Here is a 22,532-nt window from a genome sequence, read left to right on the forward strand (position 1 = left end):
TATACTGACAGTATACCGATGGACGGATCGTTAATCTTGCAGAATCCCGTGATGTTTCTGACACGATTCTGATCATCGCGCAGGGGAGGCACAAGCATGGGCAACGAGATGTCGCCGCGGCAAGGCGGCGAGCGGCCGACAGGCGATCCGGCCGAAGCAGAAGAGGCGGATTGGACGGGAAACGCGGGCTTGGCGGGAGATGGAGCCTCGATGAGAGACGCGGATGCGGCGGGAAACGCGGGCTGGGCGGGAATCGCGGGCTTGACGGGAATCGCAGACTTGGCGGGAGACGCGGATTTGGCCCAAGGCGGGCCGTTCGGCTTTGCACAAGGAAAAGCCGAGCGCAAGGAGCGCTTCGAGCGGCTGCGGGAAGCCCGCGGCCACAACGAGGCGCGCCGGCTGTTCGGCAGCTACGAGTACCGGTATGGTCCCGGCGAGCATGTCATCGAGGCGCATTGGCATGAGGAGATGGAGTGGCTGTACGTCGCCGAGGGGGAGACGCTGCTGCAGATCGGCACGGAAAGCCTGCTGCTGCGCGCGGGCGAAGCGGCGTTCGTGCCGAGCGGCGAGCTGCATGCGGCGCATGCGAGCGGAAGCGCAGGCTGCCGCTTCTTCGCGCTCGTGTTCCACGGAGCGCTGCTGTCGGGCGCGGCCTTCGACGCGGTGGAGGAACGCGTCGTGCTGCCGCTGCTGGAGCGGCGCGCGATGTTCCCGCGGCAGGCGCGGCCGCAGGAGCCGGCCGGCGCGCTGCTGCTCGGCGAGCTGGCGCACATCCGGCAAGCCTGCCGCCAGCGTCCGCCGGGCTGGGAGGCGGCGGTGAAAGGCCGGCTGCTGCTCATGCTCGCCGGCACGCATGCGCTCGGCGCGGCCGAGGATCGACGGGCGGGCGCGGACGGCGGCCCGTCGAGCGGGGTGGCGGCGGACGCGGCCAAGGTCGAGCGGCTGAAGCGGGTCATCTCTCATCTCCAGGAGCATTACGGACGCCCGATCCGCATCGCCGAGCTGGCCGGCCTGGCCGCGATGAGCGAAGGGCATTTCAGCCGCTTCTTCCGCGAGATGACCGGCCAGACGCCGATCGCCTACCTCAACGCGCTGCGCATTCGCCGCGCGGCCGAGCGGCTCCGACGGACCGAGCTGCGCATCGCCGACATCGCGCTGGAATGCGGCTTTGACAACATCAGCTACTTCGTGCGCCAATTCCAGCGGCAGCTCAAAGAAACGCCGTCGGCATTCCGACGGCGTAACGGGCAGAAGTAGATGACCGTGCCATTCTTTTCCTATGTTCGCCTTCTCAATCTAGAAAATCTTGGTATAATCGATTCAAGAAATGCGCATAGGCTTTAAGGGCGGTCGGCGGCTCTCCCCGTTGAAGGGAGGTGTTGCCCGTGGAAGTGTTTCAGGCTTTATCCCTCATGTTCATGTTCGGGATGTTCCTGCTGGCGCTGCTCACGTACCTGAAAAAGAAGTAGACCGCCCACACCCCTCATAAGGTCGGCGGTCTATTTTGCTGCTGCTGACACTTACGGGGGCAAGCCGCCGCTCTTAATGCGGAAGCCATTTCCCGGAGGTCCCGGTGCGTCAACACCGGGGCCTCTATCTATTTTTAAGCATACCACACCCTTTTTATACCATCAAGGCCGCTATCTAGGCCGATTTCAGCTCGCCCGCCCCTCCGAAGAAGCTAACCTCCCGAGCGCGCGGCACCGAGCTAATCGCCCCCGCTCGCTCTACGAAACGGGGCCTGTTTAGGGCCATGGTTCGGCGGAACGCCAGCGGAGGAGCTCTATTGCCGAAGCAGGTTTTTATGACTTTAGACTTGCTCCTTTCATTCTCCCGCCAAATCTATGGATCCAAGGCACAAATGTGCCCTGGATGGCTGTTACCAGGCCGATTCGTCGGATCCAAGGCACAAATGTGCCCTGGATTGCTCTTCCCAAGGCCGATTTGCCGGATCCAAGGCACAAATGTGCCTTGGATTGCTCTTCCCAAGGCCGATTTGCCGGATCCAAGGCACAAATGCGCCTTGGATTGCTCTTCCCAAGGCCGATTCGTCGGATCCAAGGCACAAATGTGCCCTGAATTGCTAACCCAAGGCCGATTCGCCGGATCCAAGGCACAAATGTGCCTTGGATTGCTCTTCCCAAGGCCGATTTGTCGGATCCAAGGCACAAATGCGCCCTGGATTGCTAACCCAAGGCCGATTCGTCGGATCGAGTCATTTGCCTTCGTGCATCGATCCGAACGGCGGTCTTCATGCTCTTCGCCCCCCGCGAAAAAGCCGAGGCATGACGCGGATGTAAACCAGCTCGCCGATCAGCTCCACCATCGTCTGAGCGACGACTGCGGCCGCGGCCAGCCGCCCCGCCTCGCCGGGCAGCGCAAGCGCAAGCGGCAGCACGACGAGCGAGTTGCGCGTGCCTGCGCTGAACGCAAGCGTCCGCGAAGCCTCTGCGCCGAGCCGAAGCAGGCGCGCGATCGGCCAGGCCAGAGCCGGGCCGATGAGCAGGAAAGCGGCATAGGCCGGGATCGCCGGACCGATCGCGTCCAGATGGCGGACGGCCGTGCCCGCCTGCGAGGCGACGATGAGCAGCAGCGCCGCCGCCATGCCGGGCACCGGCAGCCAGGCAGCCGCATCAAGCGCCTTTGCCCCGGCGCGGCTGCGGCGGGCGGCGAGCTGCGTCAGCGCCGCCAGCGCGAGCGGGGTGGCGACAAGCAGCAGGAAGGCCTGTACGATCGGACCGGCCTCGACAAGAGCGGCGGCCTCGCGACCGAGGATCAGCCAGAGCCAGAGCGGCAGCGCGACCAGCTGCGCCAGCATCAGCAGCGGCGTGGAGGCGAGCATCAGCTTGCCGTCGCCTCGGCCTATCTGGGCGAAGACGACCACATAATCGATGCAGGGCGCGAGCAGCACGAGGCACAGCCCGAAGCGCACGGCGGGGTCCAGCGGGACCAGCCAGGCCAGCGTCAGGACGGCAAGCGGCACAAGGACGAAGTTGACGAGCAGCAGCCCGCCGGCGAAGCGGCCCTGCGCCCGCCCAGGCCGCAGCTCAAGCAGCGGAATTTGCGTGAACATGCCATACAGCAGCAGCGCGAGCACCGGGCTGACGGCGACGCCGAGCGGTTCCGCTTTTTCTCCCGCTGTCAGGCTGATCGCCGCCCCAACCAGCAAAGCCGCCGCGTAGACGGCGATCTGGCGGCGCTCCAGCCCTTCTCTCGTGATGCGCATGACGCTTCCTCCGCTTCCGCTTGTTTCTTTCCATCCTACTTCATTCCGGCCCTCCGCTCCATCCCGCCGCAACTGTCCCAGAGTTGTCACAACTTCCGGCCGAGAATGCGAAACCGCAGCTTGCCTCAGCCGTTACACGAACAAGGGCATCCAACAGCGGCCATGCGGGAGCTTATCCGCTCTGCGGCTCGCAGCCGGCTGCGCTCTTATCGTTTCCATTATCCGAGGAGGTTCCCATGCTCAAAACGGCTGTCGGCCGCTTCCGGTTCGTCGCTCTGCTGGAAGGATGGTCTTTTCTGATCCTGCTGTTCATCGCCATGCCGCTCAAATACTTGGGCGGCTGGAGCTTGCCCGTCACGATCGTCGGCGCCGCCCACGGCGGACTGTTCGTGCTGTATATGATCACGCTGCTGCTGGCCACGATCTCCGCCCGCTGGAAGCTTGGCCGCCTCGTCGGCGCCGTGCTGCTGTCGTTCGTGCCGTTCGGCACGTTCTGGCTCGATGCCCGCATCAAGCGCGACCCGGCTTAACCAAAGCAACCATTCCAACCTGCTGAAAGCAAACCAGGACGTGCCGCGGCACGTCCTGGTTTTCGTTGGAGAGCCTATTCGTATCGACCCGGCGACCAAGGCAGCGTCTCGGCTACCAGACCGACAGCACCGTCCTAGAATCATTTTCATCCGTCAGGAACCGGACATTGGAATAACCGTTTCTCACTCCGATTTGATAAAGCTCCTCTACCTGCTCCATCTCCTTGCCATAAACCGTGACATATACCGAATCAATGACGAGAATCGCCAGTTGGCAATGGCTCGTCAAAAAATCCTCGTAAGTGGCGACATCAAAGACATGTTTTCCTTTAGGGAAAGCCTTCATGTTTAAAAAAATCAAATATTGAAAGGAGTTTTCAAGCATCCGCTTCAGGCTGGCTCCATCCAGGCCGACCTTTTCTCCGGAAAAGAGCGGCTCGATCGGTTGGCTTCCATCGGTGATATAGGATTCCTCTCCCCCTGCGTACCAGTCGAATTGCTCGATCGGGAAGGGCTTCAATAGTTCTAGAAGATGCCTCCCATATTCGTTCGGAATCTCAAAGCTGATTCCTCTTCTATTTCCTCCAGCGCTTTCGTTGCGGAGATCCCGTTTCAATTACGTTCACCTCCAGATCGCCCCGATCTTTCGGATCGATGGCTGCTGTGCAGAAAAGTTTAAATAGGTTGGTATCATGCCGAAAGAAGCCGCTCCAATCGTCTACGACTTCACGACACGGAATCGCGCCAATCCGATCTCGCCGCGCAGCACGACGGAAACAGTGTCCGCTCCATCTCGACCGGCCGCGGCAGCAGAGTCCGCCGGCAGCGCCAGCGGCGCGGCGACGGTCGTCCACGCCTGCGGACCGCCGGTGCGCGGCACGTCGCAGCGCGCGAGCAGCTCGCCGTCCGGACCGCCGAGGCGCAGCTCGACGCTGCCGCCGCCTGCGCCGGACACGCGCGCTTCGAAACGGTCCGCGCCAACCGGCAGCGAGCCGCGCCCGTAGCGCGCCCAGCCCTGGCCAGGCGCTGCGCTTGCGCCTGCTCCGGCTGCTGGAGCCGCGCTTGCAGCAGCTGCTGCGGCTGCCGGATCAGCAGCAGCAAAAACGTCCGGGCGCACGCTGTCGCCGCCGTCCCGGCAGGCGTCGATGGCGAGCCCGCGCGCCTCGTCATAGGACGAGGCTGCGGTCCAATCGCCGAGCGGCCGGGCGGCCAGCGGCTCGCCGTCCAGCCGCAGCCGCGCCTCGGCGCGGATGTCCGCCGAGCTCGCGCCGGCGAGCAGGCGGCAGACGCCGCTTTCGAACGCCCAGCGGTCTGCCGCCGAGTCCCAGACGGCCAGCTGCGACGCCTCGACGCGGAACTCCGCCGTCGCCGTCTCCCCTGCCGCGAGCCGCAGCCGGCGGAAGCCGACCAGCTGCCGCTTCGGCCGCTGAAACGCCGAGCCTTCGATGCGGGCATAAAGCTGCACGACCTCGTCGGCCTCCAGGCCGCTCTCATTCGTGACCTCCAGCCGCACCGTCGCCGCATCGCCCGCCTCCAGCGCCTCACGGTCCACGCGCAGCTCCCCGTAGCGGAACGCCGCATACGACAAGCCGTGGCCGAACGGATAGAGCACCGAAATGTCTCCATAATGGTACGTGCGGCCGCTGCGGATGATGTCGTAGTCCATGATCGACGGCATCCCCTGCTCCGTCGCCGGCCATGTCATCGGCAGCCGTCCTGCCGGGCTGTAATCGCCGAAGATCGCCCCGGCCGCCGCGCGGCCGAGCTCCTGCGAGGCATGGCATAGCTGCAAGATCGCAGGAGCTTCCCGCTCGAGGCCCTCGAGCGCGAACGGATAGCTGCTCACGAGCAGCACGGCCGTGCGCGGATTGGCGCGCAGAACGGCGCGAATCAGCTCCTGCTGGGCGGCCGCGAGCGCGATGCCGGGGCGGTCCGCATCCTCCTTGCCGTTGATGAAAGGCTGGTTGCCGACGACGACGACCGCCGCGTCCGCCGATGCCGCCAGCCGCACCGCCGCCGAGATCCCGTCCTCGACGACCTCGACGAGGAACCGTTCCGCCTGCGCCGGCTTGCGGCGCTGACGCAGCCGCTCGGCGCGCTCCGCCTCGGCGGCGGCGTCCGGATTGGCCGCGTCGGCCGCGTTGACCGCCGCCTCCGGCGCAAGCTCCGCCGGCATGAGCCGCCCGTCCGCCAGCAGGCCTACCGGCGTGCCGTCCCAGGTGCGCAGCTCGACGGTCCGCGCGCCGCGCTCTTCCTCCTTGCCAAAACGGCTGCCCGCAGCCGTCCCGGACGAGCCGGCCCCCGCTGCTGGCTGCGCGCCTGCACGGACTCCATCAGCCGCCGCCTGCGCCTGGTCACCCAAGCCCGCCTGCGCGTCTTCCAGACGGAACACTTCCTTGACGAACCAGCCGCGCGCCTCGTCCGCGCTTGCCGTCAGCCCGTCCTCGGCGTCCGTGACGAGCTTGCCGCTCGACTGGGCGCGCAGCGTCACATTGCCATAGCCCCAGTCGGTCGCCTCGAATATCTCGGCCTCCTCCGGCCCTGCCGCGTCCGCCGTCAACACCGGCCCGCTCCCGACGTAGCGGCCGCTCGTCACGCTGCGCAGACGCAGCTTGCTGCCGCCCGTCGCATAGACGGCTTCGCCGGCGTCGGCGAGCCGCTCCCGGATGCCGGCCAGCGGCGTGCTCCGGTACGGCGGCGTGCCGCTGTACCAGTCCGTGAACGCCTCGTCGGCCAGCGGCCCGATGACGGCGATCCGCCCCTGCGGCGCGAGCGGCAGCAGCGGCGCGGCATCCCCGGCGGCGGCGCCAGCGATTACGGTCCGAGCCGCCTCGCTGGCAGCTGAAGATTCGCCGCGGCCTCGGGTCGCGGCCTCGCTGCCGGCGGCCGCCGCTTCGCTCTGCGGAGCCGCCGTGCCGTCCGCTCCTGCTGCCGCAGGCTCGTTGCGCAGCAGCACGACCGACTTTTCCGCCGCCAGGCGCGACAGGGCGGCATGCTCGGGCGATCCGACCTTTTCCTCGGGCACGCCTTCATACGGATTCAGCCCCGGCGGGTCGAACTCGCCCAGACGCATCCGCACGGAGAACGTGCGCGACAGAGCGCGGTCGAGATCGGCCTCCTCCAGCAAGCCCTGCTCCAGAGCGTCGCGGATCGCCCGCTTGACCGTCTCCGCGTCGTCGGTGATGCTGTCGATGCCCGCCCGGATCGAGAGTGCGGCCGCCTCGGCGTACGAGTCGACATGCTTGTGCTCATGCACGGTGCCGAGCACGTCGCCCGCATCGCTCACGACAAAGCCGTCCATGCCCCACTCGCCGCGCACGATCGCCTCGATGTCGTCCAGCAGGTTGGCCGGCACGCCGTTGACGCTGTTGTAGGCGGTCATCATCGACTTCGCGCCGCCCTCCTTGAACGCCAGCTCGAACACCTTGAGGTAATACTCGCGCTTGCTGCGGGCGTCGATGCTGGCCGAGCCGAAGCCGCGATGCAGCTCGTTGTTGTTGGCATAAAAATGCTTCAGCGTCGCGACCGCGCGCAAATACGCCGGGTCGTCTCCCTGCATGCCGCGCGCGAGCGCCGCCGTCAGCTTGCCCGCCAGCAGCGGGTCCTCGCCGTAAGCCTCCTCCGTCCGGCCCCAGCGGGCGTCGCGCTCCATGTCGACCGTCGGCGCCCAGATCGTCAGCCCGTTGCGCTCCGGGTCGCGCTGGTAAAACACCCTCGCCTCGGTGCCGATCGCCTCGCCGACCTGCCGCAGCAGCTCCTCGTCCCAGGTGGACGCCAGCCCGATCGGCTGCGGGAATACCGTCGCCTCGCCGAGCCAGGCGATGCCGTGCGCGCCTTCGGTGCCGTGCTTGTACTTGGAGAGGCCGAGCCGCGGCACCTCCTCCTGGTACTGCGGCATCTGCCCGATCTTCTCCTCCAGCGTCAGCCGCGAGACGAGGTCGGCGACCCTTTCCGCCAGCGGCAGCTCATGGTTGTAAAAAGCGAACGCTCGCGCCGCGCCGGCGTTCGTGCTCGTCGTGGCGGTTGAATCGACAATGGCCTCAGCTTCCGCGCTTGCAGCAGCGGTTGCATTCGTGTTCTCGCTCATGCCCGGCACTCCTTCGTTCCGTCCGAATTTTCCCCTGCCTCCTGGGCAAAGGATGACTGACTTTATAATAAAGCGGTTTCAAGCAATTCGTCACCCGGTGATTCGCAGCCTTTTTCATATAGAAATCGGAGATCCGCCGCTGTCGCCGTCCGGTATTTTCCATTTCACGCAACTTTTCCTTCGGCCCTCGCGTCCAACGAAGCAGATTCGCATCCCTCTGCAACGAAGGAGACCTGCCGATGAAAAAACCGATCCGCCGCCTGCTGCCTGCGCTGGGCGCCTTGACCGTCCTGCCTGCGCTCGGCGCCTTGGCCGTGCTGACGGCGGCGCCGCCGTCACAGGCGGTTGCCGCAGGCGCCGCGCCGCAGGAGCGGCAGCCGTCCGCGACCGTCGCCGCCGCGGTCTACAGCGACGAACCGGCGCGACGCTACGACTGGTCGTTCTCGTCCGACTACGCCGACGAAGCAAGCGGCCGCTCCTATTATACCGCCTACGCCTACGAGACCGGCCGCTACTTCCCCTTGATCCGACAAGTCTACCAGGACCGCGAGGGCTCCTGGCACGCGCTCGAGCCCGATGTCGTGTCCTACTGGGACGGCATGGCCGGAGAGCCTCGGCTCGCCTTGTCCGGCATGTACAACCGCACGACGCCGCTCGTCGGCCGCTACGATCCGGCACGCGACCGGGCCAGCGTAGGCGCCGCTTTCAGCGAAGGCGATACGGGCATGACCATGCTGCGGATCGAGTCCTATCAGAAGCTCCAGGACGGCATCCGCACGAGCGTCTCGTACAAGCTCTATTACCGCTCGCCGAACGGCCTTATTCGGGAAATCGGCGACTATGGCTGGTCGTCCGACTTCTTTCCGCTGCCGGATGGCGGCATGATCGGCGAGGCTTACAATCCTCGCAGCAAGCGGATCGAGGTGCTCCGCATCGATCCCGTCACCGGCAATCCGTCTCTTGTCGCATTCGCCCGCCTGCAAGCCTACGATCCCAAGAGCAACCGGGCGCTCCTCCTGCTCAACGAGCCGGGCCGCCCCGGCTCCGTGCTCGACCTGAAGGACGGCTCCCGGCGGCCCGCCTCGGACAAGGACCTGCGCGAGATCCGCTCGCCGATCCAGCCCGGGACGTCGTATCAAAATCCGGCCCCGCCGGCGGAGCCTCCGCCGGCCGGCCTGCAGCCGCAGGAGCTGCCGGTGACCACGACGACGCTGGACGTAGAGCCGGTCGCCCGCGCCGTCATCGCTCCCGGCATCAGCGTCGATTTGTCGTTCGCCTTCATCCGCGGCGGCCGCACGCTGCTGCCCGCACGGGAGCTGATCGAGACCGCCGGCCTCCGCGTCGAAGCGCACCAAGTTCCCGGCAAGCGCGGCAGCGAGAATTGGTTCGAGCTGACCGGCCCGGCCGGAGCGGTCCGCGCCGACAGCGGCACGAGCCAGCTGCTCGGCGACCGCCTGTACGTCAGCTCCGCTCTGCTCGCTGAGATCGGCCTGCCCGTAGAGCGGATCGACTGGCTGCCTCCGAGCGCGGACTGAAGCGGCCGCCTCTGTCGCCGTCCCCATGCTTCCCCGCATGCGCACCAAGGCGAACCGCGACAACCGGGCTTCACCGACGAGGCTAAGGACTGTATGAGCATCCAGCTCGAAGCCGTCTTCACGGATACATGTTGTTAGAACGCGCCGCAGCTGGCGGACCGCGCTCCCTTACGGCAATAACGGCATGTGCACAAAAGCCCTCGCTCCGAGCAGCGTGGGCTTCTTCCACGGTCGGGACCGCAATCCGCTATACCCGTTCTCTACCTTGCTCCTCCGGCTCGCCGGAGGCTATACTGGACCTATCTTAGTCAAGGAGGCCGATGTTCTATGGTGACTATTATCGCAATGCGCATGTCGTCGATTGTCCCTATGCCGGTTTCTACGGAGCTTGCCGCATGACGCGGGCCAGGCCGCCTGCCGTCCCCTCCGGGACGAGGCTGCCTGCCTGACGCCATGCCCATGCCTAAGCCGCAGGAGACCGCTGTCTCCTGCGGCTTTTTGCTTGGCCTTCGGCCGTGCAGCCGCGCCCCCCGTCCGCAGGCTCGCGGGCAGGCGGCGCCGCTCGCCCGCTCCGTCGCCTCCCTCAATCGGTCCGCAGACCCGGCCTTCCGGCCGCTGCGGGCTTTTTTTCATTCCCCTACAAAAAAAGGAGAGATTCCCTTGAACCCATTCCACACCGATAAAAACAGCGTCCCTCAAGCTCCCCGTCCACCGCTCGAAACGAACGGACCGGACGGCATCGTTACCGCTCCTAGCCTCGCTGCCTTCGACGAAGAAGCGCTGCAGCCGCTCGGCTGGAACGAAGCCTGGTCCGAGCCGCTCGCGGCGGCCGCCAGCCGGCTGCAAGCCGGCGGCTTGTCCACGGCCGGCCTGGAGCCTGCGCGCATCGTCGCGCAGTTCTCTCATCTGTACCGGCTCGCGGCGGCGGACGGCGAGCATCTCGCCGAAGTGACCGGACGCTACGCGCACGGCGCGGCGTCCCGCACCTCCTACCCGGCCGTGGGCGACTGGGTGCTCTCCTCCGTGCCGAAGCCCGGCGACAGCTCCCGCGCCAGCATCCACGCGCTGCTGGAGCGCCGCTCGGCGCTCATCCGCAAGGAAGCCGGCCAGGTCCAGGAGGGCCAAGTCGTCGCCGCCAACATCGACGTCCTGTTCCTGACGATGGCGCTGAACCACGACTTCAACCTGCGGCGCATCGAGCGCTACCTGGTGGCGGCGTGGGAGAGCGGGGCGACGCCGGTCGTGCTGCTGACAAAGGCCGACCTCGCGGACGATCCAGAAGCGCTCGTGCGCGAGGTCGAAGGAGCCGCTCCCGGCGTCGCCGTGCATGCCGTCAGCGCGCAGCTCGGCCAAGGGCTCGAGCAGCTGCGGCCTTACCTGCAGCCGGGACGCACGATCGCGGTCGCCGGCTCGTCCGGCGTCGGCAAGTCGACGCTGCTGAACGAGCTGGCGGGCGAAGCCTCGCAGCGCGTGCAAGGCGTGCGCGGAGGCGACGATCGCGGCCGCCACACGACGACGCATCGCGAGCTGTTCCGCCTGCCGGGCGGCGCGCTGCTCATGGACACGCCGGGCATGCGCGAGCTGCAGCTATGGGACGAGGGCGGCTCGTCGTCTGCGCATGCCGGCGCCTTTGCCGACATCGAGGAGCTCGCCTCGCAGTGCCGCTTCGGCGACTGCACGCATGGCAAGCGCGAGCAGGGCTGCGCGATCAAAAGCGCCCTCGCCAGCGGAGAGCTGGACGCCGGGCGCTACGAGAACTACCTCAAGACGGGCCGCGAGCTGGCGCGCGTCGCCCGCAAGGAGCAGTCCGCCGCGCGCAAGAGCCTGCCGCCCGCCCACAACAAGCAGCGCCGCAAGCAGGAGCGCCGCTCCGGCAAGGAAGCGGCGCAGCAGTGGGACTGACCTTTTTCAAGTAATGACGTTGTTGGAATAGCCCGCCACGATATACAGCGAGTCGCTCGTATTCGTCCAGATGCCGATGTACCCTCCCGGCGGCACGGACGTGATGTCGATGTAGTCCCCGATGAGCGGCACGGGCGTCGGACTCGTTCCGTTCGGGTTGAACGACACGTCGGTGATGCGCGTGTTGGTGAACGACTGCCCGCCGTTGATGGAGCGGGCGACGTAGACGTCGAGATCGAAGCCGTCCACCTGATTGCTGTAGTAGATGACGTTGACGCAGCCGGTCAGCGGATCGACGTCGATGGCCGGAAAGAAATTCTGCGAGCCCGCCGGCGCCCCGGTGATGCTCACGGCAGCCGACCAGGTGCTGCCGGTGTCGGTCGAGATGCTCATGTAGACGTCCGCATAGCCTTGGCGGAAGTCCTGCCATACCGCGTAGATGTTCCCCGTATAGGGACTGATCGAACGGTCGGAGGACAGGTTGGCGAATGTCAAGACGCGGAAGTTGTAGCCCGTCACCGGCAGCACCGTCGGCACCGGCACGATCGTGCTCACCGTAACGGGAGCCGCGAACGTCGTGCCTCCATCGGCTGAGGTGCGCACGACGAAGCGGTAGCTCGGGTTGACGGTGATCCACCCCGCGACCACGTTGCCGACCAGGTCGACCGTCGCGTCCGGACGCTCCACCTGGTTGGCGTCGCTGGACAGCAGCACCGTATGGTCCCAGGTGGCGCCGCTGTCCTCGGAGCGCGTCAGGAACGCGACGGAGTTGCCGTTGTTCTCCACGTTGAACTGATGGTTGTACAGAACGTAGACATTCCCCAGGAACGGGCTCGACTGCGAGTTGTCCACGACCGTATTCGTCTCGTCATTGTTGATGTAGGTGCCGTAGCCCGGCGCGACGAGCACGGGAGCGGCGAACGTCGCGCCGTTGTCGGTCGACTTGTAGACGTAGGTCGTGCCGTCGCTGTCTCCGGGAAAGACATGCGCCGAGACGTAAAACGTGGTCGGAAACGCATACGCCGCCACCGCGGCCTCCGCGCCGGTGAAGCCGGACGGCAGCGGAAGCACCGTATTGCTCCAGGTCGCGCCCCCGTCCAGAGAGCGGTACAGCCCGATCTGCGGGACTCCGGTAGTGTAGTCCGTCGCCGTCCCGACCATGATGGAAGGAGTCAGCAGATTGACGGCGACGGAGGGCTCGAACTTCGGATTGGCGCCGGGAGTCGTCACGTTGAAATTAAAGTTGGCCATGCTCCATTCTCCTCTCGAATTAATAGGATCGGTATCGTGATACCATACGCCGTCCCAAGGCCGCCTGACTATGCAGATGCGGGTTTTGCCTCCCGGCCGGATCGAATTCCGCGTCCAATTCATAGAGTAGGAGAAAAGGACAAGAGGAGGAGTGGACATGGCTTATACGACAGGGCTCGTTACCAATACGCGCGCGACCGGCACGGCCGCGACGACGATTGTCGTCAATACCCGCAACGCGGCAGCCGGAGTGGCGACCGTAACGCTGAAGATTTTCGCCGTCTCGCCCGCCATCCCGACGCTGACTCCGGTCTACGTGTCGTCGTTCGCAGTCGCCGGCTTCGCCGCGGACATCCGGACGTTCACGATCGCGGGCAACATCGCGTACGAGGTGCAGCTGGACAACAGCGCCGTGCTGGCGAACCCGATCTATTCGACCTACGGATTGGACGAGTTCGGCAATCTCGTGAACGAGCAGGGCTTCCCGTTGTCCAAGATGACGATGATTCCCGCGCTTGTCCCGACCTGAGCCGCTGCCGGCCGGACAAAAAGGACCTCGACTGGCGCCGTCCGGCGTCGATCGGGGTCCTTTTTTGGGAGGAGGCGATATCTTCTGGAGGCAGCCTTCAGCCGCCGATGACGCGGCCGATGCGCGTCAGGATGTCGGCGGTCGAGGCCGGATCGTTGACGTCGTACTCGTCGATGTTCAGGCGCAGCACCGGACAGGCGCTGAAGCCGTCGATCCACTTCGCATAACGCTCGTGCATATGCTCCCAGTAGGAGACGTCGGTCTGGATCTCCATCTCCCGGCCGCGCTCGGCGATGCGGGCGAGGATCGACGGCAGGCTGCCCTCGATGTAGAGCAGAACGTCCGGATGCGGGAAGTACGGCGTCATGACCATCGCCTCGTACAGGCTCGTGTACGTCTCGTAGTCGACCGGGGACATCGTTCCCTGGTCGGCGTGCATCTTGGCGAAGATGCCCGTATCCTCGTAGATCGAGCGGTCCTGCACGAAGCCGCCGCCGAGCTCGAACATCTTCTTCTGCTCCTTGAACCGCTCGGCGAGGAAGTAGATCTGCAGGTGGAAGCTCCAGCGCTCGAAGTCATGGTAGAACTTCTCCAGATAGGGGTTGAAATCGACCTTCTCCAGCGACGTGCGGAAGCCGAGCCGCTGCGCGAGCGCCGCGGTCAGCGTCGACTTGCCGACGCCGACCGTGCCCGCGACGGTGATGACGGCGTTTTGCGGGATGCCGTAGGGGTTGGCGCTCATCGGATGCACTCCTTTACGCGCGCGACGATCTTGTCGAACTCGCCGCGGTCGGCTACGAAGTCGACGGAGTCGCCGTCGATCGGCAGGATGATCGTATCCGGCTCGCGCTCGGCCAGCTGGCTCATCGCCGTATCGTAGTCCTCGATCAGCTGCTGCAGGTAGGCCGTGGACATCTCGTCCTCGAACGGCCGTCCGCGCCTGGCGATGCGCTCCAGCAGCACGTCCAGGCTGGCGCGGATGTAGACGATGACGTTCGGCTTGGGCAGGTCGTCGGTGAGCACATGGTAGATGTGGCGGTACTTGTCGCGCTTCACGCCCTTCAGCGTGCGCTCGCTGAAGATCAGGTTCTTGTAGATATGGTAGTCCGAGACGATCGCCTGGCCCGCGGCCAGTCTCGGGATGACGGCGTCCTCGAGCTGCTTGTAGCGGTTGCACAGGAAGAACATTTCGAGCTGGAAGCTCCAGTCGTCCATGTCCTGATAGAATTTGTCCAGAAAAGGATTCTCCTCGACGATCTCCTTGACCAGCGGGTATCCCCACGCTTCGGCCAGCATCGTGGCGAGCGTCGTCTTGCCGGCCCCGATCGGCCCCTCGACGGCGATATATGGCGCTTGACTCATCGTAGCTGCTTCCCCCTTGAATGCTTGCCGGCAGCCGTTCTCGGCTTGCCGGGACTTGCTGGCCTATGCCGGACCGGCCTGGCTGGCCGGGCTGGCTGGCTGGGCTTGGCTGGCCGGATCTGGCTTGGCTTGCCGGGCTGGCCGGGCTGGCCGGTAGGGCTGGCCGGTAGGGCTGGCCGGTAGGGCTGGCCGGTAGGGCTGGCCGGTAGGGCTGGCCGGTAGGGCTGGCCGGTAGGGCTGGCCGGTAGGGCTGGCCGGTAGGGCTGGCCGGTAGGGCTGGCCGGTAGGGCTGGCCTGACTGGCCGAGCTTGGCTGGCCTGGACTGATTCGGCACGCTGGCTTGGCTTGCCGGGCTTGCCCCGGTCCTCTGCGTCCGAGCTTCCCGCCTTGGGAGCGGCTTTCGCGGACGCACTGCTTGATTATAGCCGCTTCGAGGGTTGAGGAGAACGCTCTTTTTCACATTCCGTTAAAAAATGTACCCGTGCCAGCTCTAGAGAAGGCTTGGCAGGCTGACGCTTCACCTACGCACGGTTTTTCCGCGCGTAGAGCGCCGTCTCCCGTGCCGGGCCGCTCCTACGCACGGTTTTTCCGCGCGTAGGGCGCCGTCTATCGGACCGGGCTGCACCTACGCACGGTTTTTCCGCGCGTAGAGCGCCGTCTCCCGCACCGGGCTGCACCTACGCACGGTTTTTCCGCGCGTAGAGCGCCGTCTCCCGCACCGGGCTGCTCCTACGCACGTTTTTTCCGCGCGTAGAGCTCCGTCTCCCGCACCGGGCTGCTCCTACGCACGGTTTTTCCGCGCGTAGAGCGGCGTCTCCCGCGCCGGGCTGCTCCTACGCACGTTTTTTCCGCGCGTAGGGCGCCGTCTCCCGCGCCGGGCTGCTCCTACGCACGGTTTTTCCGCGCGTAGAGCGCCGTCTCCCGTGCCGGGCTGCTCCTACGCACGGTTTTTCCGCGCGTAGGGCGCCGTCTCCCGTGCCGGGCTGCTCCTACGCACGGTTTTTCCGCGCGTAGGGCGCCGTCTCCCGCACCGGGCTGCTCCTACGCACGGTTTTTCCGCGCGTAGAGCGTCGTCTCCCGCACCGGGCTGCTCCTACGCACGGTTTTTCCGCGCGTAGAGCGGCGCACTTCCTCCTCGGGACCAACTCATCCGACTTGCGGGCGTGCGGACATGCGATCAAGGAGTCGATACTTCCTTCGTGCGGCGCGCGGGGCGTGCGGACATGCGATCAAGGAGTCGATACTTCCTTCGTGCGGCGCACGGGGCATGCGGACATGCGATCAAGGAGTCGAAACTTCCTTCGTGCGGCGCGCGGGGCGTGCGGACATGCGATCAAGGAGTCGATACTTCCTTCGTGCGGCGCACGGGGCGTCCGGACATGCGATCAAGGAGTCGAAACTTCCTTCGTGCGGCGCACGGGGCATGCGGACATGCGATGAAGAACACGCAGGTTGCCGAATGGGCCGCTGGACGGGCAGAACATAGCGATCGGCCGATCCTACTATCGCCGTATCTCGTTGCCGCAAGCAAAAGCAGGCCGGATGGAGCGCCTGTCGCTCATCCGGCCTGCTTTGAATGTTACGCCCAGGGGGCGGGTCGAACCGTCACAGCGCCTCGACCGTCAGCTCGGCCATGCGGCGGCCGAGCTCGCGCAGCTGCTCCTTTTCCTCGTCGGACGGGTTGAACTCGACCTTGAAGCCGGGCGCGAAAATCGCCGCTCCGCGTTCGGCCAGCTTGGCCTCGAACTGGTCGACGGCCCCGCAGTAGATGTCGTACGACGTATCGCCCGAGCCGAACGCCATCGCCGTCTTGCCGGCCAAGTCCACCGCGTCGAGCCCTTCGTACAGATCGAGGCTCTCGTCGGGCAGATCGCCCTCGCCCCAGGTGTAAGCTCCGATGAATATGCCGTCGTACTGCTCCAGCTCCGCCGCCTCCGCGTCCAGAATATCCCGCACGGTCAGCTGCGCGCCCGCCTCGCGGGCGCCGGCGGCGATCGCGTCGGCCATCTCCTCCGTATTGCCGGTCATGCTGCAGCAGACCAGGATGATCTTCTCCATCTCCCCGCTCCTCCCTTTCGCTCGGGCGATCAGCCCGGCAGCATGCCGTCGAGCTGACGGATGCCCTCATATAAAGTCGCCAGATACAGCCGTTCCCCGCTCGCATCCACGTCCGTCACCGGTCCCGTCGTCTCCACCGGACGGAGCGCGATCCGGCCTCCCAGCCACGCCGCGCGGTAAAGGCCGCGGTCCGAGCAGAGCAGCGGCTGCCCGCCCCGGACCGCGATCGAGAACAGGAACAGCCCCGGATACCGGTAGCGCTCAAAGCCATGCTGAGGCGTGCCGACGACGAGCTCGCCGAGCTCGCTCACGCCGATCAGCCGGCCGTGGCATACCGCCACGCTCGTCACGCCCGCCCCGAGATCGAACTCCATCCAGGCGGAGCTGAAGCGGTCGTACAGCGCCAGCCCTTTCTCGCATCCGAGGATAAGGTACTGAGGCACGTTCACGATGTCGTACACCTTGCGGTCCGCGAACGCCGCCGAGCCCCAGTCCGCTCCATGCGAGCACCAGAGGCCGTGCGTCGTGCACGCATACAGGCATCCGCCCTCGGCGCGGTACTGGAATACCGGCAGCTCCAGCTCCTCCGTCTCCCACTCTTCTCCATCAAAGATATACAGTCCCCGGCTCGTGCACGCATGCAGCCTCTCTCCCGCCAGGACGAGCCGGTTGACCGTCAATCCGTCCATCTCCGGCGTGCTGATCCGCTCCCAGCGGTGCTCCTCGCGCTTGCGGTAAATGCCGCTGCCCATCGTAGCGGCGTACAGCGTGCCGCCCCCCGCCAGCACCGACGAGCAGGACAGCGGCTCCCTCGCCTCGCGCGTCTCCGCCGCGTGGTCCCTCGACATGGCTGCTCTCACCCTCTCTCGATTCCGTATGGATCTATGCGCTCAGCGGCGCTTCCAATCCGACGCTTCCGACATGCGGTCGGCCTCATCGGCTTGTATGATAATGATTCTCAATCTCATCATATAGGATACGGATTCCAGCCGCCGATGTCAACGGCATTAAAAAAGAAGGGCCTTCCGGCCCCCCTTCGCCGCCTACAGCCGCAGCTGGAGCGCGACAGCGACGCCGCCGTCCCGGAACTCGACCGAGCGGATGCCGACGACAGACGGCAGCTGCGAGCCGACCGGGATGACGATCGGCTCCAGCGTCCCGGCCGGCAGGGCGATGCCGCGCAGCTTGGCGGACAGCGGCGTCGCGACGAGGTCGGGATCGCGCCACTCCAGCCGGTATTCGGCCTGCACGCCCGCATCCAGCAGGTCGCGGTAGCGTCCGGCGATGTCGGCCGTCAGCCGCTGTCCCTGCAGCGTCAGCTGCGCCCCCTCGATGCGGAATTCCGGCGTCACCTGCGGCTGGGCGGAGAGACGCTCCCGCGCCAGATTGTTGATGTCCTGCCCGCTCAGGAACAGCTCGGCCTTGCCGGACTGGACCATCTCCAGCCCCTTGGCCGCGAGGTCGATCGGCTCATGCGCGAGCGTCAGCTCCTGCTGCGGCCGGATGTACCAGACGGCCGCGGCCGCGCCGGCTGCGGCCAGCACGAGCAGCGCGACGAGCAGGCCGATGAATCCTTTTGCGACTTTTCCCATACGTAGATCTCCTCCTGTCGTCTCTGCCCGCGGTCCTGCGCCTGTCCTGCCCGAAGCCCGCCGCGGCCTGCCCCCGCCATTGACAAAGGCAAGTCCCAGCGGTATAACAAGACAATCATCTCATCTATCGGAAAGGAAGAGAAGAAGCGAATGAACCCCAGCACCCCGCAGCCTCCAAGGCGTCCCGACGCAGCCGGCGCGGACCAGCCGCCCGCGGTCCGGATCGCCCTGGAGGACATCATGCATGCGCAGATGACGCTCAACGAGGTCATTACCCGCACGCCGCTCCAGCCGAACCGCGTCTTATCCGCCCGCTACGGCTGCAACGTGCTGCTCAAGCGGGAGGATCTGCAGGTCGTCCGCTCCTTCAAGATCCGCGGCGCCTACCACCGCATCCGCACGCTGCCGCCGGAGGAGCTGGCCAAGGGCGTCGTCTGCGCCAGCGCCGGCAACCATGCCCAGGGCGTGGCCTACTCCTGTCAGACGCTCGGCATCCGCGGAAAGATTTTCATGCCGAGCACGACGCCGCGCCAGAAAGTGACGCAGGTGGAGTTTTTCGGCGGCGACCAGGTGGACATCGTGCTGACCGGCGACACCTATGACGACGCGTATGCCGAGGCGGCCCGCGAATGCGAGCGCTCCGGCGCGGCGTTCATCCATCCGTTCGACGATCCGGCGATCATCGCCGGCAACGGCACCGTCGGCAAAGAAATCATGGATGCGACCGATACGATTCCGGACTATGTGTTCGTCACCGTCGGCGGCGGCGGCCTCGCCGCTGGCGTCGCCTCGTACATCAAGGCGGTGTCGCCGCGCACCCGCATCATCGGCGTCGAGCCCAAAGGCGCGCCTTCGCTCGAGCTGTCGCTGCGCGCCGGCGAGGTGACGCCGCTCGACTCCATCGACAAGTTCGTCGACGGCGCGGCCGTCAAGCGGATCGGCGACCTGACGTTCGCGATCTGCCGCGACCTGCTCGACGACGTCGCGCTCGTGCCCGAGGGCAAGGCGTGCACGACTCTGCTCAGCCTGTACAACGAGAACGCCATCGTCGCCGAGCCGGCCGGCGCGCTGCCGGTCGCCGCGCTCGACCTGTACCGCGACGAGCTGGAGGGCAAGACGGTCGTCTGCATCATCAGCGGCGGCAACAACGACGTCGACCGCATGCAGGAGATGAAGGAGCGCTCGCTCATCTACGAAGGGCTCAAGCACTATTTCACCGTCAACTTCCCGCAGCGCGCCGGCGCGCTTCGCGAATTCCTCGACGAGGTGCTCGGCCCGGACGACGACATCTCGCGCTTCGAGTACACCAAGACGCACAACAAGGAGAACGGCCCCGCGCTCGTCGGCATCGAGCTCAAGCGCCGCGAGGACTACGGTCCGCTCATCGAGCGGATGAAGGGCAAGGGCTACCAGTTCGTCGAGCTGAACAAGGACCCGGTGCTGTTCGATCTGCTGATTTGAGTGATTGTAGTGATTCGCATGATTGGAAGGATTGAAACGGCAAAGACGGCTTCCGCGCCAGGCGGAGCCGTCTTTTTCCTAGATGCGTTCAAGAATTCCCGCTCTGCGACGCGCGTCCCGAGTAGCTTACCTCCACCTCAGCCGTCGAGGAATGGAAGCTGACCGTGTAGGTGCCGGACGGCATGCCTTCGGGATAGTCGCGTTCGCTGCTCCAGGCGAAAGGCTGTCCCGGTTCGACGCTCTCCGTAAAGTAGAACGCGCCGGACGAAGGATGAGAGACGGAGATCGTCGTCGCACCTTCTCCCTCATTGAGGAAGTCCAAGGCGACGAAGCCGTGATGCCGAGGAGCCTCGAAGGAAACGGAGGTCATCTTGCTGCCGCTGGTCCTGCCGGACCATGCGGCGTCCTCGTCGGGAACGCCGGGCTTCGCGGGCAAGCCGACCGCAGCCGGGGAGTCGTCCAACTTGACTGATACGCGACCGGACATCGGTTCGTTCAAGATCGGAGCTCGGGAAGAGGCAGAATTTCTGCCTCCGTTGTTGTCGGCAGATAAAAACCACGATGCGCTCAGCGCAGCCACAAGGAGCAGGCTCCCCGCCAGCAGCAGCTTTGCCGGACGTTTCATGTTTCCCCCTCCTCTCTGGATACGGCAGAATTCACCGTTCCAGCTTCTATTGCTATTGCTATTGCATTCGCCAAGTCCGATTCCAAATGCACTCGGCTTCATGCCAAGGCACTCTCGACTCCCTGGGGAGACGCGTCAGACTGAAATCCACCAACCAAGGCACTCTCGACTCCCTGGCGGGACGGGTCAGACTGAAATCCACCAACCGAGGCACTCTCGACTCCCTCACGCGACGGAACAGACTGCAATCCACCAACCAAGGTACTCTCGACTCCCTGGCGGGGCGGGACAGACTGGAATCAACCAACCAAGGCACTCTCGACTCCCTGGGGAGACGCGTCAGACTGGAATCCACGAATCGAGGCACTCTCGGTTCCCTCGACTCCCTCGCGGGGCGGGTCAGACCGGGGTCCACCAACCAAGGCACTCTCGACTCCCTGGGGAGACGAGTCAGACTGAAATCCACCAACCAAGGCACTCTCGACTCCCTGGCGGGACGGGTCAGACCGTAGTCCACCAACCAAGGCACTCTCGACTCCCTGGCGGGACGGGTCAGACTGAAATCCACCAACCAAGGCACTCTCGGTTCCCTCGCGCGACGAGTCAGACTGGAAGATCGGCAGTTCCCTTCCATTCACGCCACGGCCTGTTATTGCCAAGCGATAGAAACCCCTCAATATATTACCATTTTCTATTTATCCCATCAATTTTTGTAAAATCAATAGAATGAATTTAACCTGAAATCAATTCAAAAAACACAAGCAAAAAGCCCCTTTCGGTTTGAAAGGGGCTCGCCTGCGAGCTTCAAAGCCTTGGTCCATTTCTTCGCCCGCTCAGCCCAGCAAATGCTTGCGCGCATCGAGAATGACGCCGGCGGTCTCCTCGATCGCGCGGTCGGTCACGTCGACGACGAGGCAGCCGAGCCGCCGGAACAGCTCCTGCGCGTACTCCAGCTCCTCCGCCACCCGCTCCAGGCGGGCGTAGCTGACGCCGGCCGGCAGCCCCATGCTCTTCAGCCGCTCGATGCGGATCGAGATGAGCTTCTCCGGCTGCATCGTCAGGCCGACGAAGCGGGAGCCCGGCATGCGGAACAGCTCCTCCGGCGGCTTGACCTCGGGCACGAGCGGGTAGTTCGCCACCTTGTAGCCTTTGTGCGCCAGGTAGATGCCAAGCGGCGTCTTGGACGTGCGGGAGACGCCGAGCAGGATCAGATCCGCGTCCTTCCATCCGACGACATGCTGCCCGTCGTCCGACTTGACCGTGAACTCGACCGCCTCCACCCGGGTGAAATATTCCTCGTCCATCCGATGCGGCCGTCCCGCCTCCTGCTTGGGCGCGGAGTTGAACGTGCGGACGAAGCCCTCCATGACCGGTCCCATCACGTCGACGGCGCAGACGCCGAGGCGCGCGGACTCCTGGCGGATCATCTCCCGCAGCTCGGGCAGCACCAGCGTGTAGACGACAAAGCTCCCGATCGAGGCGGCGTGCTCCATCAGCTCGCGCACCTCTTCCTCGGACTTGACGTTCGCCCAGCGCTCCACCTGGACCGACTCCGCCTCGAACTGGCGCAGCGTCGCGCGCACGACCGTCTCCGCCGTCTCCCCCGCCGAATCGGAGCAGACGACGATGCGTTTCCTGTCTTCGTTCAACCGTTGGCTCAACCTCTTCCCCGCCTCCTCCTAGCTTTCCGCCGACGCCTCGTAGAACAGCCGGGTTACGGTCGTCTTGGTAATGCGGCCGACGACCTCCAGCCCCGCCTCCGGCCCGTCCCCGAGCGGCCGCACGACCGGCAGGCCGTCGATCTCGCGGGCGATCATGACCGCCATCGCCTCGCGCACCGTCTGCTCCGGCGTCACCGTCGCCAGATTGGACAGCCGCGTCATGACGAGGCCGAGCGGCATCGAGGAGGCCTGCGGATTGCCGAGGGCGACCTTGAGCAGATCCTTGCGCGAGACGATGCCCGCCAGCCGGCCGGCTTCGTCGACGACGGTGAGGCTGCCTACATTCTCCAGAAAAAGCGTCACGACCGCATCGCTCACCGTCGCCGTCTCGCGCTGCACGACCGGCACGCCCATCACCTCGCGCACGGGCAGCAGCGCGGCAGCGGCGCTGGAGTCCGCGGCGCGCTCCGACTCGTCGCGGCTGCCGAGGAAATAGCCGACCTTGGGCTTGGCGTCGAGATAGCCGAGCATGACGAGCAGCCCGAGGTCGGAGCGGATCGCCGGGCGCGTCACTCCGAGCAGCTCGGCGATCTGCTCGCCCGTGATCGGCGCGCGGCGGCGGACCGTCTCTACGATCTTCTTTTGCCTCGTCGATAGTTTGATCGCCTTTCCCTCCGCTCGCTTCATGTTCTACCATCCATTGTAACCGATGG

19 protein-coding genes are annotated in these 22,532 nt (G+C 65.5%); 7 read left to right on the forward strand and 12 right to left on the reverse strand.

The window, feature by feature from the left end; translation table 11 throughout:
- Positions 1-96: 96 nt before the first annotated feature.
- Both NYE40_RS21475 and NYE40_RS21480 read left to right on the forward strand, forming a co-directional pair.
- Positions 97-1,257, forward strand: coding sequence for an AraC family transcriptional regulator (locus NYE40_RS21475; RefSeq protein WP_339278923.1), 1,161 nt, complete (start codon positions 97-99; stop codon positions 1,255-1,257).
- A gap of 134 nt (positions 1,258-1,391) precedes the next feature.
- A complete protein-coding gene (locus NYE40_RS21480) occupies positions 1,392-1,469 on the forward strand; it encodes a putative holin-like toxin (RefSeq protein ID WP_228551919.1) in 78 nt (25 codons plus the stop codon).
- Positions 1,470-2,251: 782 nt separating this feature from the next.
- Here NYE40_RS21480 and NYE40_RS21485 read toward each other — a convergent pair.
- On the reverse strand, positions 2,252-3,226 hold the full coding sequence (locus NYE40_RS21485; RefSeq protein WP_339278924.1) for an arsenic resistance protein: 975 nt from the start codon (positions 3,224-3,226) through the stop codon (positions 2,252-2,254).
- A gap of 236 nt (positions 3,227-3,462) precedes the next feature.
- Between NYE40_RS21485 and NYE40_RS21490 the strand changes: the two genes are divergently transcribed.
- Positions 3,463-3,756, forward strand: coding sequence for a DUF3817 domain-containing protein (locus tag NYE40_RS21490; protein WP_339278925.1), 294 nt, complete (start codon positions 3,463-3,465; stop codon positions 3,754-3,756).
- 112 nt (positions 3,757-3,868) lie between these two features.
- Here the strand turns inward: NYE40_RS21490 and NYE40_RS21495 are convergent, their stop codons facing one another.
- Positions 3,869-4,372: a DUF2691 family protein gene (locus tag NYE40_RS21495; protein WP_339278926.1), complete on the reverse strand. Its 504-nt coding sequence runs from the start codon at positions 4,370-4,372 to the stop codon at positions 3,869-3,871.
- 102 nt (positions 4,373-4,474) lie between these two features.
- Entirely contained in the window at positions 4,475-7,843 is a 3,369-nt protein-coding gene (locus tag NYE40_RS21500) for a glycoside hydrolase family 3 C-terminal domain-containing protein (protein WP_339278927.1), read from the reverse strand.
- 239 nt (positions 7,844-8,082) lie between these two features.
- On the opposite strand from NYE40_RS21500, the gene NYE40_RS21505 reads away from it, so the two are divergent.
- Entirely contained in the window at positions 8,083-9,378 is a 1,296-nt protein-coding gene (locus NYE40_RS21505) for a hypothetical protein (RefSeq protein ID WP_339278928.1), read from the forward strand.
- Between the two features lie 660 nt (positions 9,379-10,038).
- Complete coding sequence (gene rsgA, locus NYE40_RS21510; RefSeq protein WP_339278929.1) at positions 10,039-11,280, forward strand: ribosome small subunit-dependent GTPase A; 1,242 nt, start codon at positions 10,039-10,041, stop codon at positions 11,278-11,280.
- Positions 11,281-11,286: 6 nt separating this feature from the next.
- On the opposite strand, the gene NYE40_RS21515 is transcribed toward rsgA, so the two are convergent.
- Positions 11,287-12,531, reverse strand: coding sequence for a sialidase family protein (locus tag NYE40_RS21515; RefSeq protein WP_339278930.1), 1,245 nt, complete (start codon positions 12,529-12,531; stop codon positions 11,287-11,289).
- Between the two features lie 157 nt (positions 12,532-12,688).
- On the opposite strand from NYE40_RS21515, the gene NYE40_RS21520 reads away from it, so the two are divergent.
- Positions 12,689-13,060, forward strand: coding sequence for a hypothetical protein (locus NYE40_RS21520; RefSeq protein ID WP_339278931.1), 372 nt, complete (start codon positions 12,689-12,691; stop codon positions 13,058-13,060).
- Positions 13,061-13,157: 97 nt separating this feature from the next.
- On the opposite strand, the gene NYE40_RS21525 is transcribed toward NYE40_RS21520, so the two are convergent.
- From NYE40_RS21525 to NYE40_RS21545, 5 genes are all read right to left on the reverse strand, one after another.
- On the reverse strand, positions 13,158-13,802 hold the full coding sequence (locus NYE40_RS21525; RefSeq protein WP_153784393.1) for a deoxynucleoside kinase: 645 nt from the start codon (positions 13,800-13,802) through the stop codon (positions 13,158-13,160).
- Positions 13,799-14,422 (reverse strand): deoxynucleoside kinase, encoded by a 624-nt coding sequence (locus NYE40_RS21530; RefSeq protein ID WP_339278932.1) that lies wholly within the window; start codon positions 14,420-14,422, stop codon positions 13,799-13,801. Before NYE40_RS21530 ends, NYE40_RS21525 begins: the two co-directional genes overlap by 4 nt.
- A 1,605-nt stretch (positions 14,423-16,027) precedes the next feature.
- Positions 16,028-16,480, reverse strand: a complete 453-nt coding sequence (locus NYE40_RS21535; RefSeq protein WP_153784394.1) for a flavodoxin — start codon at positions 16,478-16,480, stop codon at positions 16,028-16,030.
- 29 nt (positions 16,481-16,509) lie between these two features.
- Entirely contained in the window at positions 16,510-17,328 is an 819-nt protein-coding gene (locus NYE40_RS21540) for a hypothetical protein (RefSeq protein WP_101807760.1), read from the reverse strand.
- Between the two features lie 195 nt (positions 17,329-17,523).
- Complete coding sequence (locus tag NYE40_RS21545; RefSeq protein WP_101807761.1) at positions 17,524-18,072, reverse strand: hypothetical protein; 549 nt, start codon at positions 18,070-18,072, stop codon at positions 17,524-17,526.
- Positions 18,073-18,222: 150 nt separating this feature from the next.
- Here NYE40_RS21545 and ilvA point away from each other — a divergent pair, with 150 nt between their 5' ends.
- Entirely contained in the window at positions 18,223-19,533 is a 1,311-nt protein-coding gene (gene ilvA, locus NYE40_RS21550; RefSeq protein WP_084137080.1) for a threonine ammonia-lyase IlvA, read from the forward strand.
- Positions 19,534-19,621: 88 nt separating this feature from the next.
- Here ilvA and NYE40_RS21555 read toward each other — a convergent pair whose 3' ends face one another.
- The 3 genes from NYE40_RS21555 to NYE40_RS21565 all read right to left on the reverse strand — a co-directional run bounded on the left by NYE40_RS21555 (position 19,622) and on the right by NYE40_RS21565 (position 22,506).
- Positions 19,622-20,158 (reverse strand): hypothetical protein, encoded by a 537-nt coding sequence (locus NYE40_RS21555; RefSeq protein WP_339278933.1) that lies wholly within the window; start codon positions 20,156-20,158, stop codon positions 19,622-19,624.
- An 833-nt stretch (positions 20,159-20,991) separates the two neighbouring features.
- Complete coding sequence (locus tag NYE40_RS21560) at positions 20,992-21,819, reverse strand: pyruvate, water dikinase regulatory protein (RefSeq protein ID WP_043111203.1); 828 nt, start codon at positions 21,817-21,819, stop codon at positions 20,992-20,994.
- Between the two features lie 18 nt (positions 21,820-21,837).
- Positions 21,838-22,506, reverse strand: coding sequence for a helix-turn-helix transcriptional regulator (locus NYE40_RS21565; protein ID WP_043111202.1), 669 nt, complete (start codon positions 22,504-22,506; stop codon positions 21,838-21,840).
- Between the last annotated feature and the right edge of the window lie 26 nt (positions 22,507-22,532).

It is taken from the genome of Paenibacillus sp. FSL W8-1187, from assembly GCF_037965485.1.
Taxonomy (GTDB): domain Bacteria; phylum Bacillota; class Bacilli; order Paenibacillales; family Paenibacillaceae; genus Paenibacillus_O; species Paenibacillus_O pasadenensis.

Excerpts from the sequence above, each read along its gene's own strand:
- NYE40_RS21490 (WP_339278925.1), top strand. The coding sequence starts at position 3,463 with ATGCTCAAAACGGCTGTCGGCCGCTTCCGGTTCGTCGCTCTGCTGGAA.
- ilvA (WP_084137080.1), top strand. The coding sequence starts at position 18,223 with ATGAACCCCAGCACCCCGCAGCCTCCAAGGCGTCCCGACGCAGCCGGC.
- NYE40_RS21485 (WP_339278924.1), bottom strand. The coding sequence starts at position 3,226 with ATGCGCATCACGAGAGAAGGGCTGGAGCGCCGCCAGATCGCCGTCTAC.
- NYE40_RS21535 (WP_153784394.1), bottom strand. The coding sequence starts at position 16,480 with ATGGAGAAGATCATCCTGGTCTGCTGCAGCATGACCGGCAATACGGAG.
- NYE40_RS21565 (WP_043111202.1), bottom strand. The coding sequence starts at position 22,506 with ATGAAGCGAGCGGAGGGAAAGGCGATCAAACTATCGACGAGGCAAAAG.
- NYE40_RS21475 (WP_339278923.1), top strand. The coding sequence starts at position 97 with ATGGGCAACGAGATGTCGCCGCGGCAAGGCGGCGAGCGGCCGACAGGC.
- NYE40_RS21525 (WP_153784393.1), bottom strand. The coding sequence starts at position 13,802 with ATGAGCGCCAACCCCTACGGCATCCCGCAAAACGCCGTCATCACCGTC.
- NYE40_RS21530 (WP_339278932.1), bottom strand. The coding sequence starts at position 14,422 with ATGAGTCAAGCGCCATATATCGCCGTCGAGGGGCCGATCGGGGCCGGC.
- NYE40_RS21500 (WP_339278927.1), bottom strand. The coding sequence starts at position 7,843 with ATGAGCGAGAACACGAATGCAACCGCTGCTGCAAGCGCGGAAGCTGAG.
- NYE40_RS21515 (WP_339278930.1), bottom strand. The coding sequence starts at position 12,531 with ATGGCCAACTTTAATTTCAACGTGACGACTCCCGGCGCCAATCCGAAG.
- NYE40_RS21555 (WP_339278933.1), bottom strand. The coding sequence starts at position 20,158 with ATGAAACGTCCGGCAAAGCTGCTGCTGGCGGGGAGCCTGCTCCTTGTG.
- NYE40_RS21545 (WP_101807761.1), bottom strand. The coding sequence starts at position 18,072 with ATGGGAAAAGTCGCAAAAGGATTCATCGGCCTGCTCGTCGCGCTGCTC.
- NYE40_RS21520 (WP_339278931.1), top strand. The coding sequence starts at position 12,689 with ATGGCTTATACGACAGGGCTCGTTACCAATACGCGCGCGACCGGCACG.
- NYE40_RS21540 (WP_101807760.1), bottom strand. The coding sequence starts at position 17,328 with ATGTCGAGGGACCACGCGGCGGAGACGCGCGAGGCGAGGGAGCCGCTG.
- NYE40_RS21505 (WP_339278928.1), top strand. The coding sequence starts at position 8,083 with ATGAAAAAACCGATCCGCCGCCTGCTGCCTGCGCTGGGCGCCTTGACC.